Annotated in this window: 24 protein-coding genes and 1 pseudogene; 9 read left to right on the top strand and 16 right to left on the bottom strand. The window is 71.0% G+C overall.

Going from position 1 to position 22,138, the window contains the following annotated elements:
- Nucleotides 1–49 precede the first annotated feature (49 nt).
- Nucleotides 50–658 carry a TetR/AcrR family transcriptional regulator gene (locus H8R17_RS16010; protein ID WP_262505278.1) on the top strand — a complete coding sequence of 203 codons (609 nt, stop codon included), beginning with the start codon at nucleotides 50–52 and terminating at the stop codon, nucleotides 656–658.
- A 20-nt stretch (nucleotides 659–678) separates the two neighbouring features.
- Here H8R17_RS16010 and H8R17_RS16005 read toward each other — a convergent pair whose 3' ends face one another.
- The 4 genes from H8R17_RS16005 to H8R17_RS15990 all read right to left on the bottom strand — a co-directional run bounded on the left by H8R17_RS16005 (nucleotide 679) and on the right by H8R17_RS15990 (nucleotide 4,445).
- Nucleotides 679–1,002, bottom strand: a complete 324-nt coding sequence (locus H8R17_RS16005) for a multidrug efflux SMR transporter (protein ID WP_187823857.1) — start codon at nucleotides 1,000–1,002, stop codon at nucleotides 679–681.
- 191 nt (nucleotides 1,003–1,193) lie between these two features.
- On the bottom strand, nucleotides 1,194–2,204 hold the full coding sequence (gene rsgA, locus H8R17_RS16000) for a ribosome small subunit-dependent GTPase A (RefSeq protein WP_187823856.1): 1,011 nt from the start codon (nucleotides 2,202–2,204) through the stop codon (nucleotides 1,194–1,196).
- 17 nt (nucleotides 2,205–2,221) lie between these two features.
- Nucleotides 2,222–3,553 (bottom strand): 3-phosphoshikimate 1-carboxyvinyltransferase, encoded by a 1,332-nt coding sequence (aroA, locus tag H8R17_RS15995; RefSeq protein ID WP_187823855.1) that lies wholly within the window; start codon nucleotides 3,551–3,553, stop codon nucleotides 2,222–2,224.
- A 142-nt stretch (nucleotides 3,554–3,695) separates the two neighbouring features.
- On the bottom strand, nucleotides 3,696–4,445 hold the full coding sequence (locus tag H8R17_RS15990) for a M50 family metallopeptidase (protein ID WP_187823854.1): 750 nt from the start codon (nucleotides 4,443–4,445) through the stop codon (nucleotides 3,696–3,698).
- Nucleotides 4,446–4,617: 172 nt separating this feature from the next.
- Between H8R17_RS15990 and H8R17_RS15985 the strand changes: the two are divergent.
- Nucleotides 4,618–4,962: pseudogene (locus H8R17_RS15985) on the top strand (MFS transporter); the annotation flags it as partial.
- 273 nt (nucleotides 4,963–5,235) lie between these two features.
- On the opposite strand, the gene H8R17_RS15980 reads toward H8R17_RS15985, so the two are convergent.
- Entirely contained in the window at nucleotides 5,236–6,351 is a 1,116-nt protein-coding gene (locus H8R17_RS15980) for a CdaR family transcriptional regulator (RefSeq protein ID WP_187823853.1), read from the bottom strand.
- 257 nt (nucleotides 6,352–6,608) lie between these two features.
- Here H8R17_RS15980 and H8R17_RS15975 point away from each other — a divergent pair, with 257 nt between their 5' ends.
- Nucleotides 6,609–7,073 (top strand): CBS domain-containing protein, encoded by a 465-nt coding sequence (locus H8R17_RS15975; RefSeq protein ID WP_187823852.1) that lies wholly within the window; start codon nucleotides 6,609–6,611, stop codon nucleotides 7,071–7,073.
- 480 nt (nucleotides 7,074–7,553) lie between these two features.
- Here H8R17_RS15975 and H8R17_RS15965 read toward each other — a convergent pair whose 3' ends face one another.
- The 11 genes from H8R17_RS15965 to H8R17_RS15920 all read right to left on the bottom strand — a co-directional run bounded on the left by H8R17_RS15965 (nucleotide 7,554) and on the right by H8R17_RS15920 (nucleotide 16,231).
- Nucleotides 7,554–9,233: a Na(+)/H(+) antiporter subunit D gene (locus H8R17_RS15965; RefSeq protein WP_187823850.1), complete on the bottom strand. Its 1,680-nt coding sequence runs from the start codon at nucleotides 9,231–9,233 to the stop codon at nucleotides 7,554–7,556.
- Nucleotides 9,226–9,555, bottom strand: coding sequence for a hypothetical protein (locus tag H8R17_RS15960; protein WP_187823849.1), 330 nt, complete (start codon nucleotides 9,553–9,555; stop codon nucleotides 9,226–9,228). The genes H8R17_RS15965 and H8R17_RS15960 overlap by 8 nt, the downstream gene beginning before the upstream one ends.
- Nucleotides 9,552–11,030, bottom strand: coding sequence for a proton-conducting transporter membrane subunit (locus H8R17_RS15955; RefSeq protein WP_223125094.1), 1,479 nt, complete (start codon nucleotides 11,028–11,030; stop codon nucleotides 9,552–9,554). Before H8R17_RS15955 ends, H8R17_RS15960 begins: the two co-directional genes overlap by 4 nt.
- Complete coding sequence (locus H8R17_RS15950) at nucleotides 11,027–12,502, bottom strand: monovalent cation/H+ antiporter subunit D family protein (protein ID WP_187823848.1); 1,476 nt, start codon at nucleotides 12,500–12,502, stop codon at nucleotides 11,027–11,029. Before H8R17_RS15950 ends, H8R17_RS15955 begins: the two co-directional genes overlap by 4 nt.
- A complete protein-coding gene (locus tag H8R17_RS15945) occupies nucleotides 12,499–12,966 on the bottom strand; it encodes a cation:proton antiporter subunit C (RefSeq protein WP_223125093.1) in 468 nt (155 codons plus the stop codon). Before H8R17_RS15945 ends, H8R17_RS15950 begins: the two co-directional genes overlap by 4 nt.
- On the bottom strand, nucleotides 12,963–13,955 hold the full coding sequence (locus tag H8R17_RS15940; RefSeq protein WP_187823847.1) for a DUF4040 domain-containing protein: 993 nt from the start codon (nucleotides 13,953–13,955) through the stop codon (nucleotides 12,963–12,965). The genes H8R17_RS15945 and H8R17_RS15940 overlap by 4 nt, the downstream gene beginning before the upstream one ends.
- Nucleotides 13,955–14,269: a monovalent cation/H(+) antiporter subunit G gene (gene mnhG / locus H8R17_RS15935; RefSeq protein WP_187823846.1), complete on the bottom strand. Its 315-nt coding sequence runs from the start codon at nucleotides 14,267–14,269 to the stop codon at nucleotides 13,955–13,957. Before mnhG ends, H8R17_RS15940 begins: the two co-directional genes overlap by 1 nt.
- Complete coding sequence (locus H8R17_RS15930; protein ID WP_187823845.1) at nucleotides 14,266–14,547, bottom strand: monovalent cation/H+ antiporter complex subunit F; 282 nt, start codon at nucleotides 14,545–14,547, stop codon at nucleotides 14,266–14,268. Before H8R17_RS15930 ends, mnhG begins: the two co-directional genes overlap by 4 nt.
- The gene (locus tag H8R17_RS15925) at nucleotides 14,544–15,080 is read right to left on the bottom strand and encodes a Na+/H+ antiporter subunit E (RefSeq protein ID WP_187823844.1); all 537 of its coding nucleotides are present in this window, start codon (nucleotides 15,078–15,080) and stop codon (nucleotides 14,544–14,546) included. Before H8R17_RS15925 ends, H8R17_RS15930 begins: the two co-directional genes overlap by 4 nt.
- Before the next feature lie 834 nt (nucleotides 15,081–15,914).
- Nucleotides 15,915–16,013 carry a DUF305 domain-containing protein gene (locus H8R17_RS46745; protein WP_262505277.1) on the bottom strand — a complete coding sequence of 33 codons (99 nt, stop codon included), beginning with the start codon at nucleotides 16,011–16,013 and terminating at the stop codon, nucleotides 15,915–15,917.
- Nucleotides 16,013–16,231, bottom strand: a complete 219-nt coding sequence (locus H8R17_RS15920) for a hypothetical protein (protein ID WP_262505276.1) — start codon at nucleotides 16,229–16,231, stop codon at nucleotides 16,013–16,015. The genes H8R17_RS46745 and H8R17_RS15920 overlap by 1 nt, the downstream gene beginning before the upstream one ends.
- A 397-nt stretch (nucleotides 16,232–16,628) precedes the next feature.
- Between H8R17_RS15920 and H8R17_RS15915 the strand changes: the two genes are divergently transcribed.
- The 6 genes from H8R17_RS15915 (at nucleotide 16,629) to H8R17_RS15890 (ending at nucleotide 22,097) form a co-directional block, all read left to right on the top strand.
- Complete coding sequence (locus tag H8R17_RS15915) at nucleotides 16,629–17,444, top strand: SOS response-associated peptidase (RefSeq protein WP_187823843.1); 816 nt, start codon at nucleotides 16,629–16,631, stop codon at nucleotides 17,442–17,444.
- A gap of 1 nt (nucleotide 17,445) precedes the next feature.
- A complete protein-coding gene (locus tag H8R17_RS15910; RefSeq protein ID WP_399476781.1) occupies nucleotides 17,446–18,093 on the top strand; it encodes an alpha/beta family hydrolase in 648 nt (215 codons plus the stop codon).
- A 278-nt stretch (nucleotides 18,094–18,371) separates the two neighbouring features.
- A complete protein-coding gene (sigR, locus tag H8R17_RS15905; RefSeq protein WP_187823903.1) occupies nucleotides 18,372–19,070 on the top strand; it encodes an RNA polymerase sigma factor SigR in 699 nt (232 codons plus the stop codon).
- Complete coding sequence (gene rsrA, locus H8R17_RS15900) at nucleotides 19,067–19,366, top strand: mycothiol system anti-sigma-R factor (protein WP_187823842.1); 300 nt, start codon at nucleotides 19,067–19,069, stop codon at nucleotides 19,364–19,366. Before sigR ends, rsrA begins: the two co-directional genes overlap by 4 nt.
- A gap of 128 nt (nucleotides 19,367–19,494) precedes the next feature.
- Entirely contained in the window at nucleotides 19,495–20,853 is a 1,359-nt protein-coding gene (locus tag H8R17_RS15895; protein ID WP_187823841.1) for an HD-GYP domain-containing protein, read from the top strand.
- Nucleotides 20,850–22,097 carry an HD-GYP domain-containing protein gene (locus H8R17_RS15890; protein ID WP_187823840.1) on the top strand — a complete coding sequence of 416 codons (1,248 nt, stop codon included), beginning with the start codon at nucleotides 20,850–20,852 and terminating at the stop codon, nucleotides 22,095–22,097. Before H8R17_RS15895 ends, H8R17_RS15890 begins: the two co-directional genes overlap by 4 nt.
- Nucleotides 22,098–22,138 lie beyond the last annotated feature (41 nt).

Raw genomic sequence — 22,138 nt, 5'->3', positions numbered from 1 at the left:
CTGGGCGCGTCAAACCTGGGCCCAGAGCCGCTCGCCCCAAGGGGAGGCGATGATGCCTGCAGCGCGGGAATCTCTGCTGGACGCCGCTTACACGGCGTTGGCGCGTCGGCCATGGTCCGCTGTGCGGATGGTGGATGTGGCCGCCGCGGCGGGAGTGTCCCGGCAGACGCTGTACAACGAGTTCGGGAGCAAGGAAGGCCTGGCCCGGGCGCTCGTCAGGAGAGAGGCCGACGGGTATCTCGCCGGGGTCGACCGGGCCCTGACCGGGTACAGCGACCCGCGTGAACGGCTCACCGCCACCGCCGAGTGGACCACCTCCGCGGCCCGCGAGAACGTCCTCGTCCGCGCCATGCTCACCGGCTGCTGGAGCGAACGGCTGCCCTCACCGACCCTCTCCGCCGTCCCGTCCTCCTCCGCCGTACCGGCACAGCGCCGCGCCGACGGCCCGCTGCCCTCGCCCGGCGACTTCGTGTCCATCGTCCGCGACCGCGCCGTGGCCGTCCTCGCCGGACCCGGCGTCTCCAGGTCGGACGCCGCCGACCTCGCCCGCTCCTGCGAACTGGTCGTCCGTCTCGCCCTCTCCTGCGTCGCGGCCCCGCCAGGAGAAGGGGGCATCGCCGATCTCGTGCGCGGTGCGCTTCATCGGCAGTCCGTGTAGCAGCCGGCCAACACGTGGGCTCAGTGTGCCGAGCCCGACAGCTGCAAGCCGATCACGCCCACGATCACCAGCGTGATCGACACGATCTTCAGGATCGACACCAGGTCGCCCAGGAACACCATGCCGTAGATCGCCGTACCCGCCGCGCCGATCCCGGTCCACACCGCGTACGCGGGCCCCACATCGAGCTTCTTCAGCGCCATGGTCAGCAGCCCGAAGCTGCCGAGGGCGAAGATGCAGAAGGCGACGGTCGGCCAGAGCCGGGTGAAACCGTGGGACAGTTTCAGACTCACGGCGAAGCCTGTTTCGAGCAACCCAGCCACGATGACCAGCAGCCACGCCATGTGTCGTCCTCCCGAGTCCCCGTTCGGTGACCGCTTCGTCTCGTTCGTCTGGCTCGGTTCCAGCTCGTGCACCCGTGCGCTTTATGCAATTTCCGTGCCGGTCCCGGCGCAAACAAAGGATAGTCAAGCCCTGGTCAAAGAGACGATCAGGCACCCTCCCGGGTTGAGTCACATTCCCGGGCAACCCCGGCTCAGTCGCCGTCCCTCTGCTCCCGCGAGGCCAGCAGCCGCCGCAGCGAGTACAGCCGCGCCGGATCCGCATGCCCCTCGGCCACCCACGCGTCCAGCGCGCAGTCCGGCTCATCGTGGCTGCACGCGCGGGGGCAGCCCTCCGTACCGGGTTCGAGGTCGGGGAAGGCGCCGATCACCCGTGACGGATCGATGTGCGCCAGCCCGAACGACCGTACGCCCGGTGTGTCGACGACCCACCCGTCCACGCCCGCCAGCGGCAGCGCCAGCGCCGAGGTCGTCGTATGGCGGCCACGGCCCGTCACCGCGTTCACGACCCCCGTCGTACGCTGCCGGTCAGCCGCCACGAGCGCGTTCACGAGCGTCGTCTTGCCGACCCCCGAGTGCCCCACGAACGCCGTGATTTTGCCGTCCAGTTGCTCGCGCACCCGGTCCGCGGCGCTCCCGTCCTCCAACTCCTCACGGCTCGTGACGACGTACGGGGTGTCCAGCGCCCCGTACAGCTCCAGCAACTTGTCCGGCGGCGCGAGGTCCGACTTCGTCATCACCAGCAGCGGCTCCAGGCCACCGTCGTACGCCGCGACCAGACAGCGGTCGATCAGCCGGGGCCGCGGCTCGGGGTCGGCGAGGGCCGTGACGATCGCCAGCTGGTCGGCGTTGGCGACGACGACCCGCTCGTAGGGATCGTCGTCGTCCGCGGTACGGCGCAGCACCGACGTCCGCTCCTCGATCCGCACGATCCGCGCCAGCGTGTCCTTCCCGCCGGTCAGGTCGCCGACGAGCGCCACCCGGTCGCCCACCACCGCGGCCTTGCGGCCCAGTTCGCGGGCCTTCATCGCCATCACGACACGGTCCTCGACGAGGCACGTCAGCCTTCCCCGGTCGACGGTGAGGACCATGCCCTCGGCGGCGTCCTCGTGCTTGGGCCGGGTGTGCGTACGGGGCCGGGTGCCCCGGCGTCCGGGGCGGCTGCGGATGTCGTCCTCGTCGGTGTGCTTGCCGTAACGGCGCATGGCGTGTCCCCGCGTCCCTACGCCCCGAGCATCCCGGTCCACAGGTCGGGGAAGTCCGGCAGGGTCTTCGCCGTCGTCGCCACGTTCTCGATCTGCACGCCCTCGACCGCGAGGCCGAGCACCGCGCCGGCGGTCGCCATGCGGTGGTCCTCGTACGTGTGGAAGACCCCGCCGTGCAAGGGCCGCGGGCGGATGTGCAGGCCGTCGGCGGTCTCGGTCACGTCCCCGCCGAGTTCGTTGATCTCCTTGGTGAGCGCGGCCAGGCGGTCCGTTTCGTGCAGGCGCAGATGCGCGACGCCGCGCAGCGTCGACGGGGAGTCGGCCAGAGCGGCGACCGCGGCGATGCCCGGGGTCAGCTCGCCGACCTCGCTGAGGTCCACGTCGATGCCGTGGACGGCACCCGAACCGGTGAACTCCAGGCCATAGTCCGTGAGTTGGCAGGAACCGCCCATCTCGGTGAAGATCTCGCGCAGCCGGTCGCCGGGCTGGGTGGTCCGGTCCGGCCAGTCGGGGATGACGACCTTGCCGCCGGTCACCAGCGCCGCCGCCAGGAACGGCTGTGCGTTGGACAGGTCCGGCTCGATGGTCAGGTCCCGGCCGAGCAGGGCGCCCGGCGTGACCCGCCAGACGTTCGGCTCGCCGCCCGACTCGGGGGTGTCCACCTGGGCGCCGACCGCGCGCAGCATGTCTACGGTCATCCGGATGTGCGGCATGGACGGCAGCGTGGCCCCGGTGTGGCGCACCTCGACGCCCTGGTTGAAGCGCGGTCCGGACAGCAGCAGGGCGCTGACGAACTGCGACGACGAGGACGCGTCGATCGCCACCGGGCCGCCGTCCAGGGCGCCGCCCCCGTACACGGTCAGCGGCAGCGTGCCGCGCCCGCCGTCGTCGATCCGGGCGCCGAGCTGGCGCAGGGCGTCGATGACGCCGTGCAGGGGGCGCTCGTACGCCCTGGGGTCGCCGTCGAAGCGGATGGGGCCGTCGGCGAGCGCGGCGACCGGCGGCAGGAAGCGCATCACCGTGCCGGCGTTGCCGACGTCGACCGTGGCCGGGCCGTGCAGGCCCGCGGGGATGACGCGCCAGGCCTCGCCGGAGCCGCCCGCGATGGAGGAGCTGGAGGACACGGTTTCCTCGATGGCGACGCCCATCTCGCGCAGGGCGCCGGCCATCAGCAGGGTGTCGCGGGAGCGGAGGGGGCGGCGCAGCCAGCCGGGCTCGGAGGCGAGGGAGGCGAGGACGAGGGCGCGGTTGGTGACCGACTTGGACCCGGGCACGTGGACCGTCGCGTCGACGGCTCCGCTCGCGTGCGGGGCGGGCCAGAGGGCGGTGTGTGCGGGGTTAACGGCCATAGGGCCCACTTTATAAGCAGGGGGCTGGGTAGGTCGTTTGTCGGGTGCGGCGCCGTTGTGGCTGGTCGCGCCCATGCGGCGGAGCCGCATGTCGACACAGCCCCGCACCCCTGGAACTGTGACGCGCCTCCTTCGGGACGCGTCACAATTCCAGCAGCCAGCGGCCTCCGCCTATCAGCGAGCACAGCGACACCGCGTGGAACAGGAAAAACCACAGTCCCGCCGGTACGTGCGTCAGGCGCGACAACTGGTCCGCGTCCGAGTCGCCTGCGCCTCCCCGCGCCCTCTTCGCCTGCAACTCGAATGCCGGCCGTACACCGCCCAGCAGCAGGAACCACACCACCGCGTACGCGAACGCCGCCTGGACCTGGGGGCCGGTCAGCCAGGACACCAGGACGAAGGTGCCGCCGGTGACGAAGACGGTCAGGGCGCCGTAGGCGTTACGGGTCATGACCAGCATGGCCACCAAGAGGATCGTGGCCAGCCACAGGAGCAGGGTGATGCGGCCGCCGGCCAGGAGCGCGGCGCCGCCGAGACCGAGGAGCGGCGGCGCGGTGTAGCCGGCCGCCGCGGTGAGGATCATGCCGATGCCGTGCGGCTTGCCGCGGCTGACCGTCAGGCCGCTGGTGTCGGAGTGCAGGCGTATGCCGGTGAGAGTGCGGCCGGTGAGGAGGGCCACGAGTCCGTGGCCGCCCTCGTGGGCGATGGTGATGGCGTTGCGGGAGAGGCGCCAGAAGGTGGGCGGGACGACCACACCGAGCGCGGCGACCAGGGTGGCGACCACCACCCACACGTCCGGGTCGGGCTGGGTGCCGGAGATCTCGTCCCAGAGGGAGGCGAGCGAGGCGGAGGCGATGCTGACCGTGCTGGCTGTGATTGCTGTGCTTTCCATGGACTCCCGTTTGCTCCCTCTGCTCGTATGGAGTCTGGCAGTGTGGCACGTATGTGCGGACGGTATCTGAGACGCCGACGTAGCAACGATCGTTCCTGCCGGCGAACATGCAGGTCACAGTGTTAGAGCCGCGGAGTGATCCGGAGCTCTTGCTCTACCCGTGCTGACTGTCATCGCCGTCGGCTCCGGCCTCACCCTCCTGGCCGCCGGCATCACCGCCGCCGCGGCGCCCGCGGACTCCGTCGCCCTTCTCTCGCTGGCGCTCGCCCTGCTGGGGCTGGGCTGGAACCTCGGCCTCGTCTCCGGCACCGCGATGATCACCGACGCCGTGCCGCTGGCCACCCGCGCCAAGACCCAGGGCATGGTCGATGTCTCCATCGCCGTCGCCGGCGCCACCGGCGGTCTCGCCTCCGGCCTCGTCGTCTCCGCCGCCGGCTACCCCGTCCTCGCCCTCACCGGCGGCATCCTCGCCCTGGCCGTCCTGCCCGCCATCGCCGCCACCGCGAGCAGCCGTTGAGCCGGCCCACCCCTGCGAGCCCTACGCCTGGGGGTGATCCGGGTTCGCCCTCCCGTCCAGAAACCCGAGTCTGCGTACTGCTTCGACGTGGCTGGGAGCGGCCTGGAGGATGGCGGCTCGGCCGGCGGGGGTGAGCCGGAACGTGGCGTCACGCCGGTCAAGGCATCCGGTGGTCGGGGGCGCAGTACGGACTGGAGCTGCGCCGTCAGGTTGATCAGCCCGCGCCATGCCTGCTGTTGCTCCGTCGTCAGTGGCCACCGCCCAGTGCCTTTATCAGTCGAAGGGCTCCAGGGGCTGCGTGGGCCAGTTGAGCAGGCGTGCGCCCAGGCTGGCGGTCTGGAGTGCGTAGCGCTGGTCGGGGAGCGCGGGGTCGTAGCCGGTCAGCGTGCGGATCCGGGCGATGCGGTAGGACACGGCTCGTACGCTGAGCCCGAGGCGCCGTGCGGTGACGGTGTGGGCACAGCCGCTGTCGAAGTACGCGATGAGCGTGTTCAGGAGGGGTGCGGGCCCTCCGCGAGCCTGTTCCAGACCGCCGAGGACGGTGGCCACGAGGTCGGTGATGGCTGCCCGGTCCCGGCCAAGGACCTGGAACACCAGCAGGTCGGACGCGTGGATCACGGGGTCTGTCACGCCGAGCCGGTCGGCGAGGTCCAGGGTCTCGCGGGCCTCGTGGTAGGAGTGGACGACGCCGTTCGCCCCGGGCCGGGGGCGGCTGATGACGATCCTGGGGTGCCGCGCCGCCGAGCGGTGAACCTGTTTGGCGAAGTGCTCGCAGACGGCCCCGTCGTTTCCGGCAGTCACACAGATCAGCAGTGCGTCCTTCGCCGTGACCAGGCAACCGGGTCCGTCCCGGTATGCCGCCATGGCCTCCTCCACGTAGCGGGTGGCCGACGCCGCGGCGGTATAGGGCGTCCTGGCCCGGGCCACGGCGACCCGGTGCGGCCCGGTGAGCTGGAAGCCGACGCGGTGGGCCTGCTCCGCCATGCGGCCGAGGTCGCCCGGACCGCACAGCAGTCCGTCGATGAAGACGCGACGTATCTCTTCCTCGCGGCGGATCGCTGCGCGGTGCGCAGCTTCGTAGCCCTCGGTGAGGGTGAGCGCCACATCCCGCATCAGGCGCAGCACCTCGGCGGAGGTCGCAGCAGTAGCGGTCGGGTCCGTCTCCTGTGCTGTCGGCGGGGGGCAGGCGTGGCAGTGGACGTGCAGGTGGGTCTCGATCAGTTCGCGCAGCGGGATGCCGTCATCGGCCGCGCGTGAGGCGATCGCGCGCAGGCGGGCGCGGTCGTCGTCGTCGAACTCGTGTCCTCGTGCGTGGGCCCGAGCCAGTACCTGTTCATGCGGCAGGCCGCCCGTCGTCCTTCCCGCGGGGAGCTCGCCGCGTCCGGTCATCGCGAACCACCCCTTTTACCTCCAGCAGGCTGCGCATTTACATTTACTTTGCCATGGGTCGGCAAGGAGCGGCAGCGTCAGTTGTCCGCCGATGGCTGCCCACGCTCCGGATTCCCTCGGATCAGCCGGGTATGACCTCTTCCGGCAGATCTTCCGAGGCAGTCGGCTCAGGCGGTCGAGGTGCGCCACCCCGTGCCTGGGCAGAGGCCGAGGACGAGCCCGCCGGCCACGAGCCCGACGAGCGACCGGGAGTCTCCATGCGCGCGCGTGACCTTGCCGAGCCCTATCCCACGATCGGGATGGGGGATCACCTCACCGCCGCCGCCGATCTGCTGGTGGGACAGCGGCTGCCGGCCCTCCTGGTTCTCGACACCTACGGGCATCCGGTCGCCGTGCTGCGGGCGGAGCAACTCATCGATGCCTGCCTGCCCCGCTATTTCACACAGGACCCGCTGCTCGCCCGGATCATCGACGAGCCGTATGCGGACCGGCTGCGCGTGGCGCCCGAGCGGCTCGTGTCCGACTGCCTACCGCCGGGCCGTCCCCAGCCGTTCTCCGTCCCCCCGGACTGCACCATCGTGGAGATCGCCGAGCTGATGGTTCGTATCGGCTCCCCGGTGGTGGCCGTGATGGACCGGAATCCCGACGGTACGGCCCGGCTGGTCGGGGCGGTCACCGCCACCCGGCTGCTGGAGCGGCTTCGGCAGGGCACGCACGCCTGAGAAGTGAGCGAGTTCTCCGGCTTGAGGTGGTTGGCATGGACTCCGGGATGAATGAGGACCGTATCCTCGCCCTCCTTGAACAACGGCTCGGGGCAGACGATCCTGCCCTGGCCGCGACCATGGCGGTCCTCAACCAGCAGTTCCCCGACGAAGCCGGCACAGAGTCGTCCAACGGCCCTGGCAACGGCCCTGGCAACGGCGTCAACGGCCCTGACAACGGGGCCCGACGCCGTCGGTGGCTGATCGCTGCGACGGTGTTCGCGATCATCGCCGTCGTGGGCCTGTTCCTCACGGCAGTGCTCAACACCACCCCGCGCTCGACCGACACCGACCCGGCTCCCACCCGCGGACTGGCTCCGGCCGTGTCCGCACACCCCCGGCGCCGTCGGTCACCACCTGCCGCTCCGCGCCCTCGCGGCCCTGACATGCCAACCACGTCCGATCGGCTCGATGCTGCTCGCGCGCGAGACCCGTCGGGCTCTACAGCAAGGCCAGCAGGAGCACGCCTCCGATCAGCAGGACGGCCCACCAGACCATCGAGTGGGTCGACCACGGTGCCATGATCCTCCCGTTCGCCGACGATCGGACGGCCGTGTCCCACAGGCCCGTGGCGCGGTGGCGCAGGGGCCTACCCACGGTCCGGGTCAGCCGGAGCACGGCTCGGGACAGGGCGTGCCAGGCGGAGGGAAGGGCGCGGCGGTAGAGCGCGTCGGCGTCGAGGTTCACCGAGCGGACCTCCGGGGGGTAGAGCCCGGTGCGGACCAGCAGCGTGAAGGCCATCGAGGCGAGCAGGAGCAGTTGCAGCTGGTTGATCACGTGTGGGGTGGTGTAGGGCACGTAGTCCACTGGGTGTGGGAGAAGCTCGTACAGGAGGTTCGGTGCCACCCCGATGCCTACGCAGATCAGCGCGGCCAGCACCATGGCCGCGCGCATGTTGAGCGGGGCCTCGGCCACTCGGTGGCCCCGGTCGTGGGCGAAGAAAGCGAAGTACGGGATCTTGATGCCGGCGTGGTGGAACACGCCGGCGGTGGCGAACAGCAGCATCAGCCAGATCACCGTCCGGTGCTCCTGTGAGACCGCCTCCATGGTCAGCGCCTTCACCGGGAACCCGGAGAACAGCGGGAAGGCGGAGATGGACGCGGCGCCGACGATGCACAACGCTGCGGTCTGCGGCATCGACTTGTACAGACCGCCGAGTTCGGAACCCTTGACGGTTCCGGTTCGGTGCAGCACCGCACCCATGCTCATGAACAGCAGTGCCTTGTAGACGATGTGCGCGAAGGCGTGTGCGCTGGCTCCGTTGATCCCGAGCGAGCCGCCGATGCCGATGCCCGTCACCATGAACCCGAGCTGGTTGATCAGGCTGTAGGCCAGCACCCGGCGCAGATCGTTCTCGATCACGGCGTAGAAGATCGGGAACACCGTCATCGCCGCGCCCACCCACACCAGCAGTTCGGTGCCCGGGAAGCCGCGCGCCAGCGTGTAGATCGCCAACTTGGTGGTGAACACCGACAGCGCGACCGCGCCGACGACCGTCGCCTCGGGGTAGGTGTCGGTCAGCCAGGCGTGCAGGACAGGGAAGGCGCACTTGATGCCCACCGCGAGCAGGATCAGGGCGTCTGAAGGGCCGTTCAGCCCGAGGTGGCCGAACTCGATGCCCTCGCCGGCCTGGACCCGCAGGGCGATTCCGGCCAGCATCAGCAGCCCGGAGATCAGTTGTGCGACCAGGTAGCGCATTCCCGCGCGGTAGCTGCGTTCGGTGCGGCCCGCCCAGATCAGGAAGGCCGACGACAGGCCGGCGAGCTCCCAGAACACGAACAGGGTCACCAGGTCGCCTGCCAGGGTGCCGCCGACCGCGGTGCCGGCGTAGACGAGGATCACCGTCTGTTGCAGGGGGTCTTTCAGGTGCAGGGCGTAGATCGTGGTCAGTAGCGCGGCGACCAGGAAGCCGGTGGCGAACAGGCGGGACAGGGCGTCGATCCGTACGGGGGTCAGTTCCAGGCCGAAGAGGGCGAGGGTGGCGCCGGGGCCCTCGGGCAGCAGCCACAGCATGACAAGGCCCGCCACCGGGAGCAGCAGCATCAGGACGCGGCGCGGCAGGCCACGCAGCAACGGCACTCCGGCCGCGCCGAGCATCAGCAGCAGAGCGGGGCTAGTCATCGTCGCGGTCCCGTTCGGCCGACTGGTACCGGTCTTGTTCCGGCGGCTCGTAGTAGTCCTCGTCGCGCCGCAGCACCCGCCGCAGCCCCTTGGCCGTGAGGACCAGGGTCACGCTGGCCACGAAGCCGTAGACGGCGTAGAACGCGGGCCAGCGTTCGACGGAGAAGTAGGGGTGCTTGGTGTAGAGGAAGTCGGCCAGCAGGGCCAGCGCGCACAGCACGGCCAGGCCGTACACGATGCGGGTCACGTTGCGCGGCTCGTCCAGCCAGCGGCGGTCGTCGAGCTCGCGGTCGTCATCGACTGGGCGGTGGTCGTCGCTCACGGCAGCTCCAGGGTCCCGGCCAGGGGGTCGAGCACGGCGTCCGCGCCGAAGAACAGCGCGACGCAGCCGAGCGCGGTCAGAGTCAGCGGCCCGGTCATCACGAGCGGGGCCTCACCATGCGCCGGCAGGGCGGCCGGCGGCCGCAGGAACGCGCGCACCGCGATCGGCATCAGATAGGCCACGGCGAGCAGCGAGCCGACGAGCAGCACCACGAGCGGCACGACCTGGTCCCCCTCGGCCGCGCCGAGGAGCATCAGCCACTTGCTCCAGGTGCCGCCCGTCGGAGGCAGGCCGATGATCGAGACCGTGGCCGTCAGGAACGCCGCGAACGTCCACGGCATGGTGCGGCCGAGCCCGTCGAGCTCGCTGACGCGGCTCCTCCCGGCCGTGACGGCGATGGCGCCCGCGCACAGGAACAGGGTGATCTTGCCGACCGCGTGGGTGACCATGTGCAGGGCGCCGCCCGCGGCGGCGACCTCGTGGGCCAGCGTCGCGGCCAGCACGATGTAGGCGAGCTGGCTGACCGTCGAGTAGGCCAGCCGGCGCTTGAGGTCGTCCGACCGTATCGCCACGACCGCGGCGGCGATCAGCGTGAACGAGGCCACCCACTTCATCGGCTCCGCGGCGCCGCTCTCGTGCAGGGTGTCCAGGCCGAACACGTACACGGCGACCTTGAGGACCGCGAAGACACCGGCCTTGACCACGGCCACCGCGTGCAGCAGCGCCGACACCGGGGCGGGCGCCACCATGGCCGCGGGCAGCCAGCGGTGCACCGGCATCAGCGCAGCCTTGCCGATGCCGAACACGTAGAGGGCGAAGAGCAGGGTGAGCACCCCGGGCCCGGCCTCGCCGCCCAGCAGACCGCCGGGCCGGAAGTCGGTGGTGCCGGCCAGCACCCAGGTCCACACGATCGCGGGCAGCAGCAGCCCGATGGAGGTGGCCAGCAGCACCAGCGCGTAGGTGCGCGCCCCGCGCCGCGCCTCGGCGTCGCCGTGATGGGCGACCAGGGGCCAGGTCGCCAGGGTCATGACCTCGTAGCCGATGAGCAGGGTGACCAGGTTGCCCGACAGCGCGATCCACATCGCGGACGCGATGGTCAGCGCGAAGTAGGCGAAGAACCGGGCGTGGGCGGGCTCTCGCGCGGCGCGCAGATAGCCGGCCGCGTACACGGTGGTCACCGGCCAGAGCACGGCGGCGACCGAGGCGAACAGCAGCCCGAGCGGTTCGAGCGCGAACTCCAGGGACAGACCGGGCAGCCACGTCCACAGCTCGAAGCGCGGCCCGCGCTCCGCCGCCGGCCACAGCGAGAACACCGTGCCGGCCAGCGCGAGCCCGCAGACCACCGAGGCCACATCACGGGCGATCGGCCGGTCCCGCAGCAGCAGTACGGCGCCGCAGGCCAGCAGGGGAAGCGCCACCGCGACCGGCAGCGCGGTGGCCTGGTCGGGGGAGGTCCAGCCGGTGAACACGCTCACCCACCTCCCGATCCGAGCAGCGCCGAGGCCGCGGCGTCGGCGAGCCGGTCCGGCAGCGACGGGTCGATGCCGAAGCACAGCGACAGCAGGGCGAGGAACCACATCGCCGCGACCATCGACGCCGGCGGACGCGCGGGCGCGGTGCCCTCGGGCGGCTCACGGAACCAGGCGACCTCGACGACCCGCCCGACATAGAACACCGCGAGCAGGGAACTGACCAGCAGCGCGCCGAGCACGAGCCACTGATCCCGCTCGACCAGCGCCGTCACCAGCGCCCACTTGCTGACGAATCCGGCGGTCGGCGGCACCCCGATCAGGCCGAGGCCGGCCACCACGAACGCGGCGAAGGTCCACGGCATCCGGCGGCCGATCCCGGCCAGCGCGGAGAGCTGCACCGAGCCGAGCCGCATCAGCAGCAGCCCGGCCGTCGCGAAGAGCGCCGCCTTGGTCACCGCGTGCGCCATGATGTGCAGATACGCCGCCGACAGCCCGGCCGCGGTGGCCAGGGCGACCCCGGCCACGATGTAGCCGATCTGCGCGACGCTGGACCAGGCGAGTACGTACCGCAGATCGTTCTGCAGGCACGCGGCGGCGGACCCCACCAGCATCGCCACACCGGCCAGCAGCAGGCCGATCCGGTCGACGGGCATCGCGTGGAACACCAGCGACGTGCCGAAGACGGTGAAGGCGAACCGGCACAGCACGTAGATCGCGACCTTGGTACTGGTGGCGGCGATGAACGTGCTGACGGCGGACGGCGCTTCCGCGTAGGCCGCCGGCAGCCAGCCGTGCAGCGGGAACAGGGCCATCTTGACCGCGAGGCCGACGAACACGAACACCGCCGCGGCCTGCACCGCGCGGTTGCTGCCGGTGCCGGTCAGCCGCTGCGCCAGGTCGGCCATGTTCAGCGTGCCGGTGACCGCGTAGGCCAGGCCGATGCCGATCAGCACGAACACCGCCCCGACACTGCCGATCACCAGGTAGCGGAAGGCGGCCAGCAGCGCGCGCCTGCGCCGGCCCATGGCGATCACCGTGTACGTCGCCAGCGAGCTGATCTCCAGGAACACGAACGCGTTGAACACGTCCCCGGTGATCGTCAGGCCCAGCAGCCCCGCCAGGGTGAGGCACAGGCACGCGTAGAGCAGTGTGCCGCGCCGGGCGTCCATCTCGGCCGGCACGCTGCGGTGGCCGTAGACCGCGGCGACCGTGGCGCTCAGCGACACCAGCAGCAGGATCGGCGTACTGAAGTCGCCCACCACGAACTCGATGCCGGCCGGCGCCGGCCAGCCGCCCATCCGATACCGCACCGGGCCGTCGTCCGCGACCTGCTCGGCGAGCAGGGCGGCGCAGGTCAGCGAGGACAGCGCGGCGGCGAGGAAGAGCAGCCAGGCCGCCGTCCGGGAGCGCAGCAGCACGCACAGCGGCGCGCAGGCCAGCGGGATCGCCACTTGCAGCACCGGCAGCTGAGTCATGAGCCGCTGCCGTCGTGGCCGTGGGGGCGGTCGGTGTCGTGGCGGTGGGGATGGTTGTTGTCGTGCTCCGGGACACGGTCGGCGGGTTCGGGACCGGCGGCACGGTCCGCGTCGTAACCCGCGCTGTCGTCGTCCGTGATCTCGTCCTCCTCGACGGTGCCGTAGGCCTCGAAGATGCGTACGGCCAGGGCCAGCCCCACGGCGAGGGTGGCGACGCCGACCACGATGGCGGTGAGGATCAGCACCTGCGGCAGCGGGTGCGAGTAGGTGTCGATGTCGTCCGCGATGACCGGCGCACTGCCGCCGTCCTGTTTGCCGAGACCGATGTAGAACAAGAAGACCCCGACCTGGAACAGGGTCAGACCGATCAGCTTCTTCAGCAGGTTGCCGTGGCTGATGACGACATAGAGCCCGATCAGCATCAGGGCGAAGAACGTCCAGTAGACGTAGTGGCTCGCGATCACTGGGAGACTCCTCGGGCCGCGAAGCTGAAGAAGATCGTCGTCATGACCGCCGCGACGGTGATGCCGATGGCCGTCTCGACCACCAGGATCCCGAGGTGCTGTCCGCTCTCGGGGTGGCCCGGGTCAAGGACGTCGTAGTCCAGGAACGCGCCGCCGAGCAGCATCGTGGTCAGGCCGAGACCGACGTAGACGAGCAGGCCGAGCGAGATCAGCAGCCACAGCGCGGCACGGGGCACCACCTGCTGGGCCTTGTCCAGCCCGAACACCAGGCCGTAGAGGACGAAACCGCTCGCGAAGATCACACCGGCCTGGAAGCCGCCTCCGGGGCCGTAGTCGCCGTGGAAGAGCACGTACAGCGCGAACAGCAGGATGAACGGCATCAGCGTGCCGGTGACGACGCGGATGACGCGGTAGTCGGCGAGGTGGAAGTCGGAGGGGGGCCTCACCTGTTCCGGCCGCGCGAGCGGACCGAGCAGCGACAGCACGGCGAGGCCCGCGGTGAAGACGACGACCAGCTCTCCCAGGGTGTCGAGTCCGCGGTAGCTCGCCAGCACGGAAGTGACGGTGTTGGGGATGCCGATGTCCTCCTGGGACTGGCGCAGGTAGGTGTCGGTGACGGGGTGCCGGTGCACGGGGCTGTCGGTGGAGCCGAACTCGGGCAGGTCCAGGGTGGCGTAGGCGAGCACGCCGCCGGTCAGCAGGACGACGACCACTCCGGGCAGGCGCCGCCGGCGTGGGGTGACGGCTTCCCGTGAGCGGGTCAGCGCGAGCCCGCCGAGGAGCAGCACCGTGCTGATGCCGACGCCGACCGCGGCCTCGGTGAACGCCACGTCCACGGCGTCCAGCAGGACGAAGAGACACGCGGTGACCAGGCTGAACAGGGCCGCCAGCATGGTGGCCCCGTAGAGCCCGCGCATCCGGGCGATGGCGACGGCCGTCGCGGTGAGGATGGACAGCAGTACGAAGTGGATCAGTGCGAAGGTCGTCATCAGCGGCGCGGGTCACCCTCTCGCCATACGCGCACACCGTCCCGGCGCGCGGCGTGCGCCAGGATGTGCGTCGCGGTCGGGCTGGTCAGCGCCATGAAGAGCAGGATGATCACCAGACGGACCCCGGTGTCCCATGCGGTCGTGCGCAGCAGCAGGCCGAGCAGGACCAGACCGGCGCCGACGCTGTCCGTGACGCCCACGGCGTGGATACGGGTGTAGAAGTCGGGGAAGCGCAGCAGGCCCACCGCGCCGGAGAGCATGAACAGGGCACCGGCGACCAGCAGGACGCCGCTCAGCACCTCGACGACGATCACTCTCGCTCGCCTCCCTTCGAGCCGCTCAGCAGCTCCCTGTAGTGCGTCAGACGGAGGACGGCGACGGTGGCGACGAAGTTGACCAGTGCGTAGAGGATTCCGATGTCGAGGAACTCGGGCCGGCCGAAGAGGAAGCCGGCCACCGCGATGAACAGCACGGTCTTGGTGCCGATCATGTTGATGGCGAGGATGCGGTTGTACAGACCGGGACCCATGAACGCACGGAGCAGGGCGAGAACCATGGTGACCAGCAGCGCCACCATGACGGCGAGGATCATCGGCGCGCCTCCGTCCGCCGCACCCGGCTCAGCATGGCTCCCTCGCCGAGCGCGTCGATGTCGGCCCCTCTCAGGCTGTGCACCTCGATGCTGTCGTCACGTATGTCGAGCGAGAGCGTGCCCGGCGTCAGAGTGATCGAGTTCGCGTAGACCACCTGCGACCGCTCCGGCAGGTCCGCGGCCGGGGTCGGCTCCACCACGGGACGCAGGGCCATACGTGGCGACCACACCTGCCGTACCACCGCGCATGCCGTGAGGAACACCTGTCCGCTCAGCCACAGGCAGTAGCGCGGCAGGCGCAGGACGAATGCCGGCGTCAGACCGTGGTGGTCGAGACCGGCCCGCCGGATCAGCCAGCAGACCACGGCGACCGAGAGCACCCCGAGCGTGAGCAGCAGCGGCGCGAAGTGCGCGGAGAGAGCCAGCCAGAACAGGGCGGAAACCGGCGCCGTCCGCAGGAAGCTCCGTACGGCACTGCCCGGGGGACGCCTGGTACGCCCGCCCAGGGGAGTTTCGCTGTCCAGCTGGGTCATACGGCCCCCTCGCGGTCGCGTCGGCGGAGCGGCCGAGCGCCGGGGACGGCGGCCTGCGGGGTGAACGCCCGTGCCGCCGGCGGGATGCCCGGGGACTGCGCCGGAAGTCCCGCCCGTCTCGTGCCGTCCTGCCCGTGCGTACCCCGCATTGCCGGGATCGTTCTCGCACACCGGATATGAGTTCTCGCACACCGGGTACGAGAACCACCCTCCGCCGAATCGATGCGGTACCACTCGGCGCGTCCAGCAGGAACGTCCCGGGCACACCGGTCCAACAGGCCGTCGGCGCGCTCTCGCCTCGGCGGCTCCTCACGGTGCGGTCTCTTGATCATCGGAACACAGCCCCAGCCTCGGAGGCGATGACGAGGCCGGGCACGCTGCGCCGGGCCACCGCCCGCACGGCGGACAGTGTGCCCTCATTCAGTCGTGCGGCAGGCACGGTCGCGACGGCATCGGCAGCATGCATGAACGTCTCCCGCCATCGAAACGACAACACGGGCAGGTCCAGCTACCTTGATTCTCCGTTAACGCGTGATCTCGGCCAACGGCCGACGCGGTCAATGAACGGCCTCTCTTCGTTGCCGACCGTCGGCAAGGAGCGTCCTCAGCCACGCTTCGATGTGCCCGTGGCTAGCAGTCGGTGGCGGTTCGTCACGGGACGTAGCCGGCCTGCCCGGGGCAGGCGGTCACGGTCAGGGCGAGAGTGGGCGTTGCGCGGGGATCGGCCGCCCGGGCCCACGGCACGATCGCCGTGGGGCCCGGGCGGCCGCTGTGGGGCCTGGCTCAGAGCCGGTCGAGGATGCTCTGCAACTGCTTGACCTCGGCGGACTGATCCTAGACGATGGCGCCGGCCAGCTTCTTGGCTTCGGCGTTCCTGCCGTTCGTCTGCTCGTCCTCGGCCATGGTGATCGCGCCGTTGTGGTGCTCGGTCATCATCTCAGCGAACGCCTTGTCGAACTCCTTTTGAAGTCCCCGGCCCCGGCCTCGGCGGTTGCCGTCGCAGAGGCGGTGCTGCTGCCGTGGTCCATGCCGCTCATGTCGTCGCCGTCGCCACCGCAGGCGGCCAGCAGCAGGGCTCCTGTCGCGGCGATGCTCACGGCCGCGATACGGCGGGCGGACTTGCGGCGCGAGGCCCGCGTGAAGGAAGTCATGGTCGTCTTTCACCTCGGGTGTCTGGTCGTACGGCTGTTTTCGGGCGTGCGAGACAGCGGGATCGCGCGTGGTGCGCGCCCGCGAGGGTGTCTCGGCCTACAGCCGAAGGACCGACAACTGGGTGAGGTCGGGACCGCGTGGGGGAGAGCCTTGCTGCAGTACCGCGGCGACCTGCGCGCGGAGGCACGTCAGCCGGTCAGGGTGGCGGGCGAGAGCCGCCCGGACGAGCGCGGTGAGCACCCATGCGGCGACCACCAGGCCGCGGAGCCGCCGATCCGCCCTTCGCGATCTTTTGCTCAGTCTGCTCGGAATCGACGCGGTGGGACGTTGCCCGCAACCTGACGACGGGCTCTAGGCTCTCGTGACGGACGGCGTACGTCGGAGGAGCGGTTGCATATGTGCGGACGTTATGCGGCGAGTCGTGGGCCCGAGGATCTCGCTGGAATCTTCGAGGTCGAGAAGTGGGAGCCGGAGGAGACCCTGGAGCCCGACTACAACGTGGCTCCGACCAAGGAGGTCTACGCCGTCCTGGACCGCTCTCTCAAGGACGTGGACGACCCGCGTCCGGTCCGGCAGCTGCGGAAGCTGAAGTGGGGACTGGTGCCCTCCTGGTCCAAGACCCCCGAGGGCGGCGCCCGGATGATCAACGCGCGTGCGGAGACGGTGCACGAGAAGCCGTCGTACCGCCGCGCGTTCGCGGCCCGGCGCTGCATCCTGCCGGCCGACGGCTACTACGAGTGGGTCACCGGCCGGCAGGAGCGGGACCTGGAGGTCGAGGGCAAGAAGAAGCGGCCGCGCAAGCAGCCGTACTTCGTGACGCCGGCGGACGGGTCGGTGTTCGCGATGGCGGGGCTGTACGAGTTCTGGCGGGACAAGACCCTTCCCGACGATCACCCGCAGGCCTGGTGGGTGACGTGCTCGGTGATCACCACGGAGGCCGAGAACACCCCGCTGGCCGTCGCCCCCGCCGACGGCCCGCACGCGCTGTCGGACATCCACCCCCGGATGCCGCTGATGCTCACTGCGGACCGCTGGGACGCCTGGCTCGATCCGGCCCGCACCGACGCCGACGACCTGCGCGAACTGCTCGCGCCGCCGCCCGCCGGGCTCATGCGCGCCTACCCGGTGTCCACCGCCGTCAGCAACGTCAGCAACAACGGCCCGGAGCTGCTGAAGGAGCTGGAAGCCCCGGAAGAGGGCACACTTTTCTGATGTGACGCCCAAGACCGATGTGACGACCGAGACCGTCGTGACGGACGCCGGGACCGCCCGCATCACCTGGCACCCGGCGCGGAAGGCGCGGCTGGTCCTGGCGGCGAGCCACGGCGCCGGCGGCGGCATCGAGGCCCGGGACCTCAGGGGCCTGGCCGCCAGGCTCCCCGCGCAGGGCGTGAGCGTCGCCCTCGTCGAGCAGCCCTGGCGGGTGGCCGGCAAGAAACTGGCACCGGCGCCGAAGACCCTCGACCTCGGCTGGCGCGGACTGTGGCCGGTGCTCGCCAAGCCGGGCCTGCCCGTGATCTCCGGCGGCCGCAGCGCCGGCGCCCGCGTCGCCTGCCGTACGGCCGTGGAGCTCGGCGCGCACGCCGTCCTCGCGCTCAGCTTCCCGCTGCACCCGCCGGGCAAGCCCGAGAAGTCCCGCGCCGACGAGCTGCTCGGCACGGGCGTGCCCACCCTCGTCGTCCAGGGCGGCAACGACCCCTTCGGGAAGCCGGAGGAGTTCCCGGAGGGGGACTACGAACTCGTCGAGGTGCCGTACGGCGACCACGGCTTCGCCGTGCCGAAGCGGGCCCCGGTGACCCAGGACGAGGCCGTGACGGTCATCACCGACCGGGTCGCGGCGTGGGCCGGATCACTCGGGTAAAGACCGGGGAATGACGAGTCGCCGAGCGCTGTTGTGGCCGACGTAAGCGCTGAAACACCAGCACCGACGTCGTAGGAGAGGGAGTCCGCCGCATGGGTTCGATCTACTGCCCGAGCCGCAGCAGCCGTACTGACCTGGACTGGACGGTGCTGCACGCGGCCAAGACCGCTCCTATCCGGGCGGCGGGCGGAGCGGATCGGCAAGCGCCCCCGACCGCAGGTCGTCTATCCTCCGATTCGAGTGGGACCCCCTATGGTCCCGTGACGAATCTTGAGGAGGTGGGTCCGGTTCCCGGTACCGACGCAGGGACCGAACACGGCCAGGCGGAGCAGCCCGAGGGCCAGGGCGGTACGGGCGCGGAGACGACCGCTGAGTCGACCGCGGAGCGCAGCGCGCGCTTCGAGCGGGACGCGCTCGAATTTCTCGACCAGATGTACTCGGCCGCCCTGCGCATGACACGCAACCCGGCCGACGCCGAGGACCTGGTGCAGGAGACGTATGCCAAGGCGTACGCGTCCTTCCACCAGTTCCGTGAGGGCACCAACCTGAAGGCGTGGCTGTACCGGATCCTCACCAACACCTTCATCAACTCGTACCGCAAGAAGCAGCGCGAACCCCAGCGCAGCGCGGCCGAGGAGATCGAGGACTGGCAGCTCGCCCGTGCCGAGTCGCACATGTCGACGGGTCTGCGCTCCGCGGAGTCGCAGGCGCTCGACCACCTGCCCGACTCGGACGTGAAGGAAGCGCTCCAGGCGATCCCCGAGGAGTTCCGCATCGCCGTGTATCTCGCGGATGTCGAGGGCTTTGCCTACAAGGAGATCGCCGACATCATGGGGACACCCATCGGTACGGTGATGTCCCGGCTGCACCGGGGACGCCGTCAACTGCGCGGCATGTTGGAGGACTACGCCCGTGACCGCGGGCTGGTCCCGGCCGGCGCCGGAGAGTCGAACGAAGCGAAAGGCTCGGGGTCATGAGCTGCGGTGAGCCGCACGAGACGGATTGCAGCGAAATCCTCGATCATCTCTACGAGTTCCTCGACCGTGAGATGCCGGATGCCGACTGCACCAAATTCGAGCAGCACTTCGAGGAGTGCTCGCCGTGCCTGGAGAAGTACGGCCTCGAACAGGCAGTGAAGAAGCTGGTCAAGCGGTGCTGCGGGCATGACGACGTGCCGGGCGACCTGCGCGCCAAGGTGATGGGGCGGATCGACCTGATCCGCTCCGGCCAGGCCGTGCCCGAGACCGATGTGACCGCGCCGCAGGAGTCCTGAGACCCCGGCGTCACTCGAATGTGCTAATCCGCGGGTTATCTGCCCGCGGACTCCCCTGAGATCCCTAGGCTCCGGTGCCTGACAGGCATGGCCGGGGAGCCGTGACGGACACGGCCGGGGAGGGGTTCATGGAAGCGGTTCCGGCACAGGCACGCGCGTACGTCGCCGGTGTCGCCGTAGTCGCCCTGCTCTGTCTGCTGCCGCTGTCGGCGGTCCGTACGCCCTGGTGGGCGGTCGCCTTGCTCGCCGTTCTGTACGCCGGCTGCGAGCGCCTCGCCCGGTCGCGTCTCGTCGGCACCTTCTACCCCGTGCTCCTCGCCGGGGCCTTTCTGCTGCCGCCGCCCGCCGCCGCGCTCGTCCCGCTGCCGGGGGCGCTGCTGTCCGCCGTGGAACAGCGTCCAGCGGCGCTGCGGCGTGTCTGGCGGGCCGCCCAGCTCGGACTCGGCTGCTGGGCCGCTGCCCAGGTGCACTGGGCGCTCGGCGGCCGGGAGGCGGTCGGGGCGCCCGACTTCCCGTACGCGCTCGTGCCCGCCGGGGCGGCCGTGCTGGCGTTCTGCCTCGTACTGGCCCTGCTGGACGGCGGGATCCGGGCGCTCGCCGTGGGGGCACCGCCCACGCCCTCCAGGCAGTGGGGGAGGATGCCGGTGTGCCGGGCCTGGCGGGGGCTGTTCCCGCGGGCACTGGCGCCCGTCGCCGTGCACGGGCTCGCCGGGCTGATGATGGCCGTGCTGTGGCGCAGCCCGTACGGCCCGGTCGCCGCGCTGCTGGTGCTGCTGCCGATGTGCGTGTCCTGGTGGGCGTTCGCGCAGTACCACCGGGAGCGGGCCGCGCATCAGGCGACGATCCGGGCGTTGGTGCAGGCCGTCGACATCAAGGACGGGTACACGCGCGGGCACAGCGAACGGGTCGGGCAGGCGTCCATGATGATCGCGCGCGAGCTGGGGATGGACGACGGGCGGGTCGAGGTGCTGCGGTTCGCCGGAATCCTGCACGACGTGGGGAAGTTGGGGGTGCCGACGCGGTTGCTGCGCAAGGACGGGCCACTGACTCCCGAGGAGCGGCGGGTGATCGAGCTGCATCCCGAGTACGGGCACGAGATGGTGCGCGGGATTTCCTTCCTCGGGGAGGCCCGGGCCGCGGTGCTGCATCACCATGAGCGGATGGACGGGAGCGGGTATCCGTACGGGCTGGTGGGGAGCCAGATTCCGGAGGCGGCGCGGGTGGTGGCGGTGGCCGACGCGTTCGATGCGATGACTTCTACGCGGACGTATTCCCGGGCTCGGCCTGTTTCGGTTGCCGTGTCGGAGCTTGAGCGGTGCGCGGGGTCTCAGTTCGATCCGCGGATGGTGGGGGCTTTGGTGCGTGCGCTGGGCCGGTGGGGGTGGGGGCCGTCCGTTACCGCTGACGAGGGGGCTCACCCACCTGCCCCGCCCGTTTCCAGTTGGCCAGGAGGTACCGTCGAAAGCGGCGTTCGGGGAGCCCCATGACTGGAACGCGGCCGCCGGTTCTGCTCTGGCTCATCCATGCCTCCGGTGCGCTTGTCGCCGGCAGCTGTCTTCTTGTCATTGTTCGCAACGGCCTCGAAGAGCGGCCTGTCGCGCTGGCCTTCGGGGTGCTGGTCGCCGTGGGAGAGCTCACCCGGTGGACGGGAGCCGGAGTCCGGGAGGCCGCGCCGCTCGCCGCCGCCGGGGCGCTGTCGTACGCGCTGCTCGGCGCGGACGCCGGGCGGCCCACGCACCACGGTGTCGCCCAGGTCGTCGCCGTCGTGCTCGCCGCCTCGCTCGTCGGCAGCTTGCCGCACATCGCGCGCGGACAGGGCCCCACGGCCGACCACCTGGCCCGCCGCGTGCTCACCGTCGGGTTCGTCGCCCTGTGCTTCCAGCACCCGTACAACCGCGGCACGTTCGACGACTGGGGCGGCCCCGGCCACGCGCTGCTGCTGCTCGCCCTGCTGTCCCTGACCGCGCTGTGCGACGCGGTGCTCGCCGCCGCCCTGGCCCACGCCCGCACCCGGTGGCCGTTCGGCCCGGTGCTGCGGGACGAGCTGCGGGCCCTGCCCGGGATCGGGTCCGCGGTCATCGCGACCGGCGCGGTCATGGCGCTCGCGGTCGCCGTCGTGGGCCTGTGGGCGCTGCCCGTGTTCTCCGTGCCCCTGCTGCTCACCCAGCTGTCGTACCGGCGCTACGCCGCCGTCCGCGCCACCTACCGGCAGACCATCGCCTCCCTCGCCCGGGCCACCGAGGTCGCCGGGTGCACCCCGGCCGGGCACGCCCGCCGGGTCGCCGCGCTCAGCCGGGCCGTCGGGCGCGACCTGGGGCTGTCCGGGGCCGAGCTGACCGTTCTGGAGTACGCGGCCCTGATGCACGACATCGGGCAGCTCAGCCTGGTCGACCCGGTGCCGGCCGGGGCCACCGCCGGGCTCCCGCTGGAGGAACAGCGGCGGATCGCACTGCTCGGCGGGGCCGTCGTACGGCAGACCGGGGTGGACCCGCGGGTCGCCGCGGTCGTGGAGCGGCAGGCCGACCCCTACCGGGAGCAGCCGCTGGCCGCGCGGATCGTGCGGGCCGTGAACGCCTACGAGGAGAAGGCGCGTGACGGCGGCCCCGGCGGGCCTCTGACGGCGCTGGAGGAGCTGCGCCTGGCCACCGCGGGGGACTACGCTCCCGAGGTCGTGGAATCCCTGGCCCGCGTGCTCTCCCGAGGTCGTCTGACGTTGCCCGCGGCTGGGTAACCCATGGGTAATGAGCGCCCTTCAGGCCGTACGTGGTTTGA

Source organism: Streptomyces sp. TRM68367, from assembly GCF_014495685.1.
In the GTDB taxonomy this organism is placed as follows: domain Bacteria; phylum Actinomycetota; class Actinomycetes; order Streptomycetales; family Streptomycetaceae; genus Streptomyces.
This window is presented reverse-complemented; position numbering and strand designations above follow the sequence as displayed.

What these genes read in the sequence shown, in the direction of transcription:
- H8R17_RS16010 (WP_262505278.1), top strand. Translation starts at nt 50, where the DNA reads ATGATGCCTGCAGCGCGGGAATCTCTGCTGGACGCCGCTTACACGGCG.
- H8R17_RS16005 (WP_187823857.1), bottom strand. Translation starts at nt 1,002, where the DNA reads ATGGCGTGGCTGCTGGTCATCGTGGCTGGGTTGCTCGAAACAGGCTTC.
- rsgA (WP_187823856.1), bottom strand. Translation starts at nt 2,204, where the DNA reads ATGCGCCGTTACGGCAAGCACACCGACGAGGACGACATCCGCAGCCGC.
- aroA (WP_187823855.1), bottom strand. Translation starts at nt 3,553, where the DNA reads ATGGCCGTTAACCCCGCACACACCGCCCTCTGGCCCGCCCCGCACGCG.
- H8R17_RS15990 (WP_187823854.1), bottom strand. Translation starts at nt 4,445, where the DNA reads ATGGAAAGCACAGCAATCACAGCCAGCACGGTCAGCATCGCCTCCGCC.
- H8R17_RS15980 (WP_187823853.1), bottom strand. Translation starts at nt 6,351, where the DNA reads ATGACCGGACGCGGCGAGCTCCCCGCGGGAAGGACGACGGGCGGCCTG.
- H8R17_RS15975 (WP_187823852.1), top strand. Translation starts at nt 6,609, where the DNA reads ATGCGCGCGCGTGACCTTGCCGAGCCCTATCCCACGATCGGGATGGGG.
- H8R17_RS15965 (WP_187823850.1), bottom strand. Translation starts at nt 9,233, where the DNA reads ATGACTAGCCCCGCTCTGCTGCTGATGCTCGGCGCGGCCGGAGTGCCG.
- H8R17_RS15950 (WP_187823848.1), bottom strand. Translation starts at nt 12,502, where the DNA reads ATGACTCAGCTGCCGGTGCTGCAAGTGGCGATCCCGCTGGCCTGCGCG.
- H8R17_RS15940 (WP_187823847.1), bottom strand. Translation starts at nt 13,955, where the DNA reads ATGACGACCTTCGCACTGATCCACTTCGTACTGCTGTCCATCCTCACC.
- H8R17_RS15930 (WP_187823845.1), bottom strand. Translation starts at nt 14,547, where the DNA reads ATGATCCTCGCCGTCATGGTGGCGCTGCTGGTCACCATGGTTCTCGCC.
- H8R17_RS15925 (WP_187823844.1), bottom strand. Translation starts at nt 15,080, where the DNA reads ATGACCCAGCTGGACAGCGAAACTCCCCTGGGCGGGCGTACCAGGCGT.
- H8R17_RS46745 (WP_262505277.1), bottom strand. Translation starts at nt 16,013, where the DNA reads ATGACCGAGCACCACAACGGCGCGATCACCATGGCCGAGGACGAGCAG.
- H8R17_RS15920 (WP_262505276.1), bottom strand. Translation starts at nt 16,231, where the DNA reads ATGACTTCCTTCACGCGGGCCTCGCGCCGCAAGTCCGCCCGCCGTATC.
- H8R17_RS15915 (WP_187823843.1), top strand. Translation starts at nt 16,629, where the DNA reads ATGTGCGGACGTTATGCGGCGAGTCGTGGGCCCGAGGATCTCGCTGGA.
- rsrA (WP_187823842.1), top strand. Translation starts at nt 19,067, where the DNA reads ATGAGCTGCGGTGAGCCGCACGAGACGGATTGCAGCGAAATCCTCGAT.
- H8R17_RS15895 (WP_187823841.1), top strand. Translation starts at nt 19,495, where the DNA reads ATGGAAGCGGTTCCGGCACAGGCACGCGCGTACGTCGCCGGTGTCGCC.
- H8R17_RS15890 (WP_187823840.1), top strand. Translation starts at nt 20,850, where the DNA reads ATGACTGGAACGCGGCCGCCGGTTCTGCTCTGGCTCATCCATGCCTCC.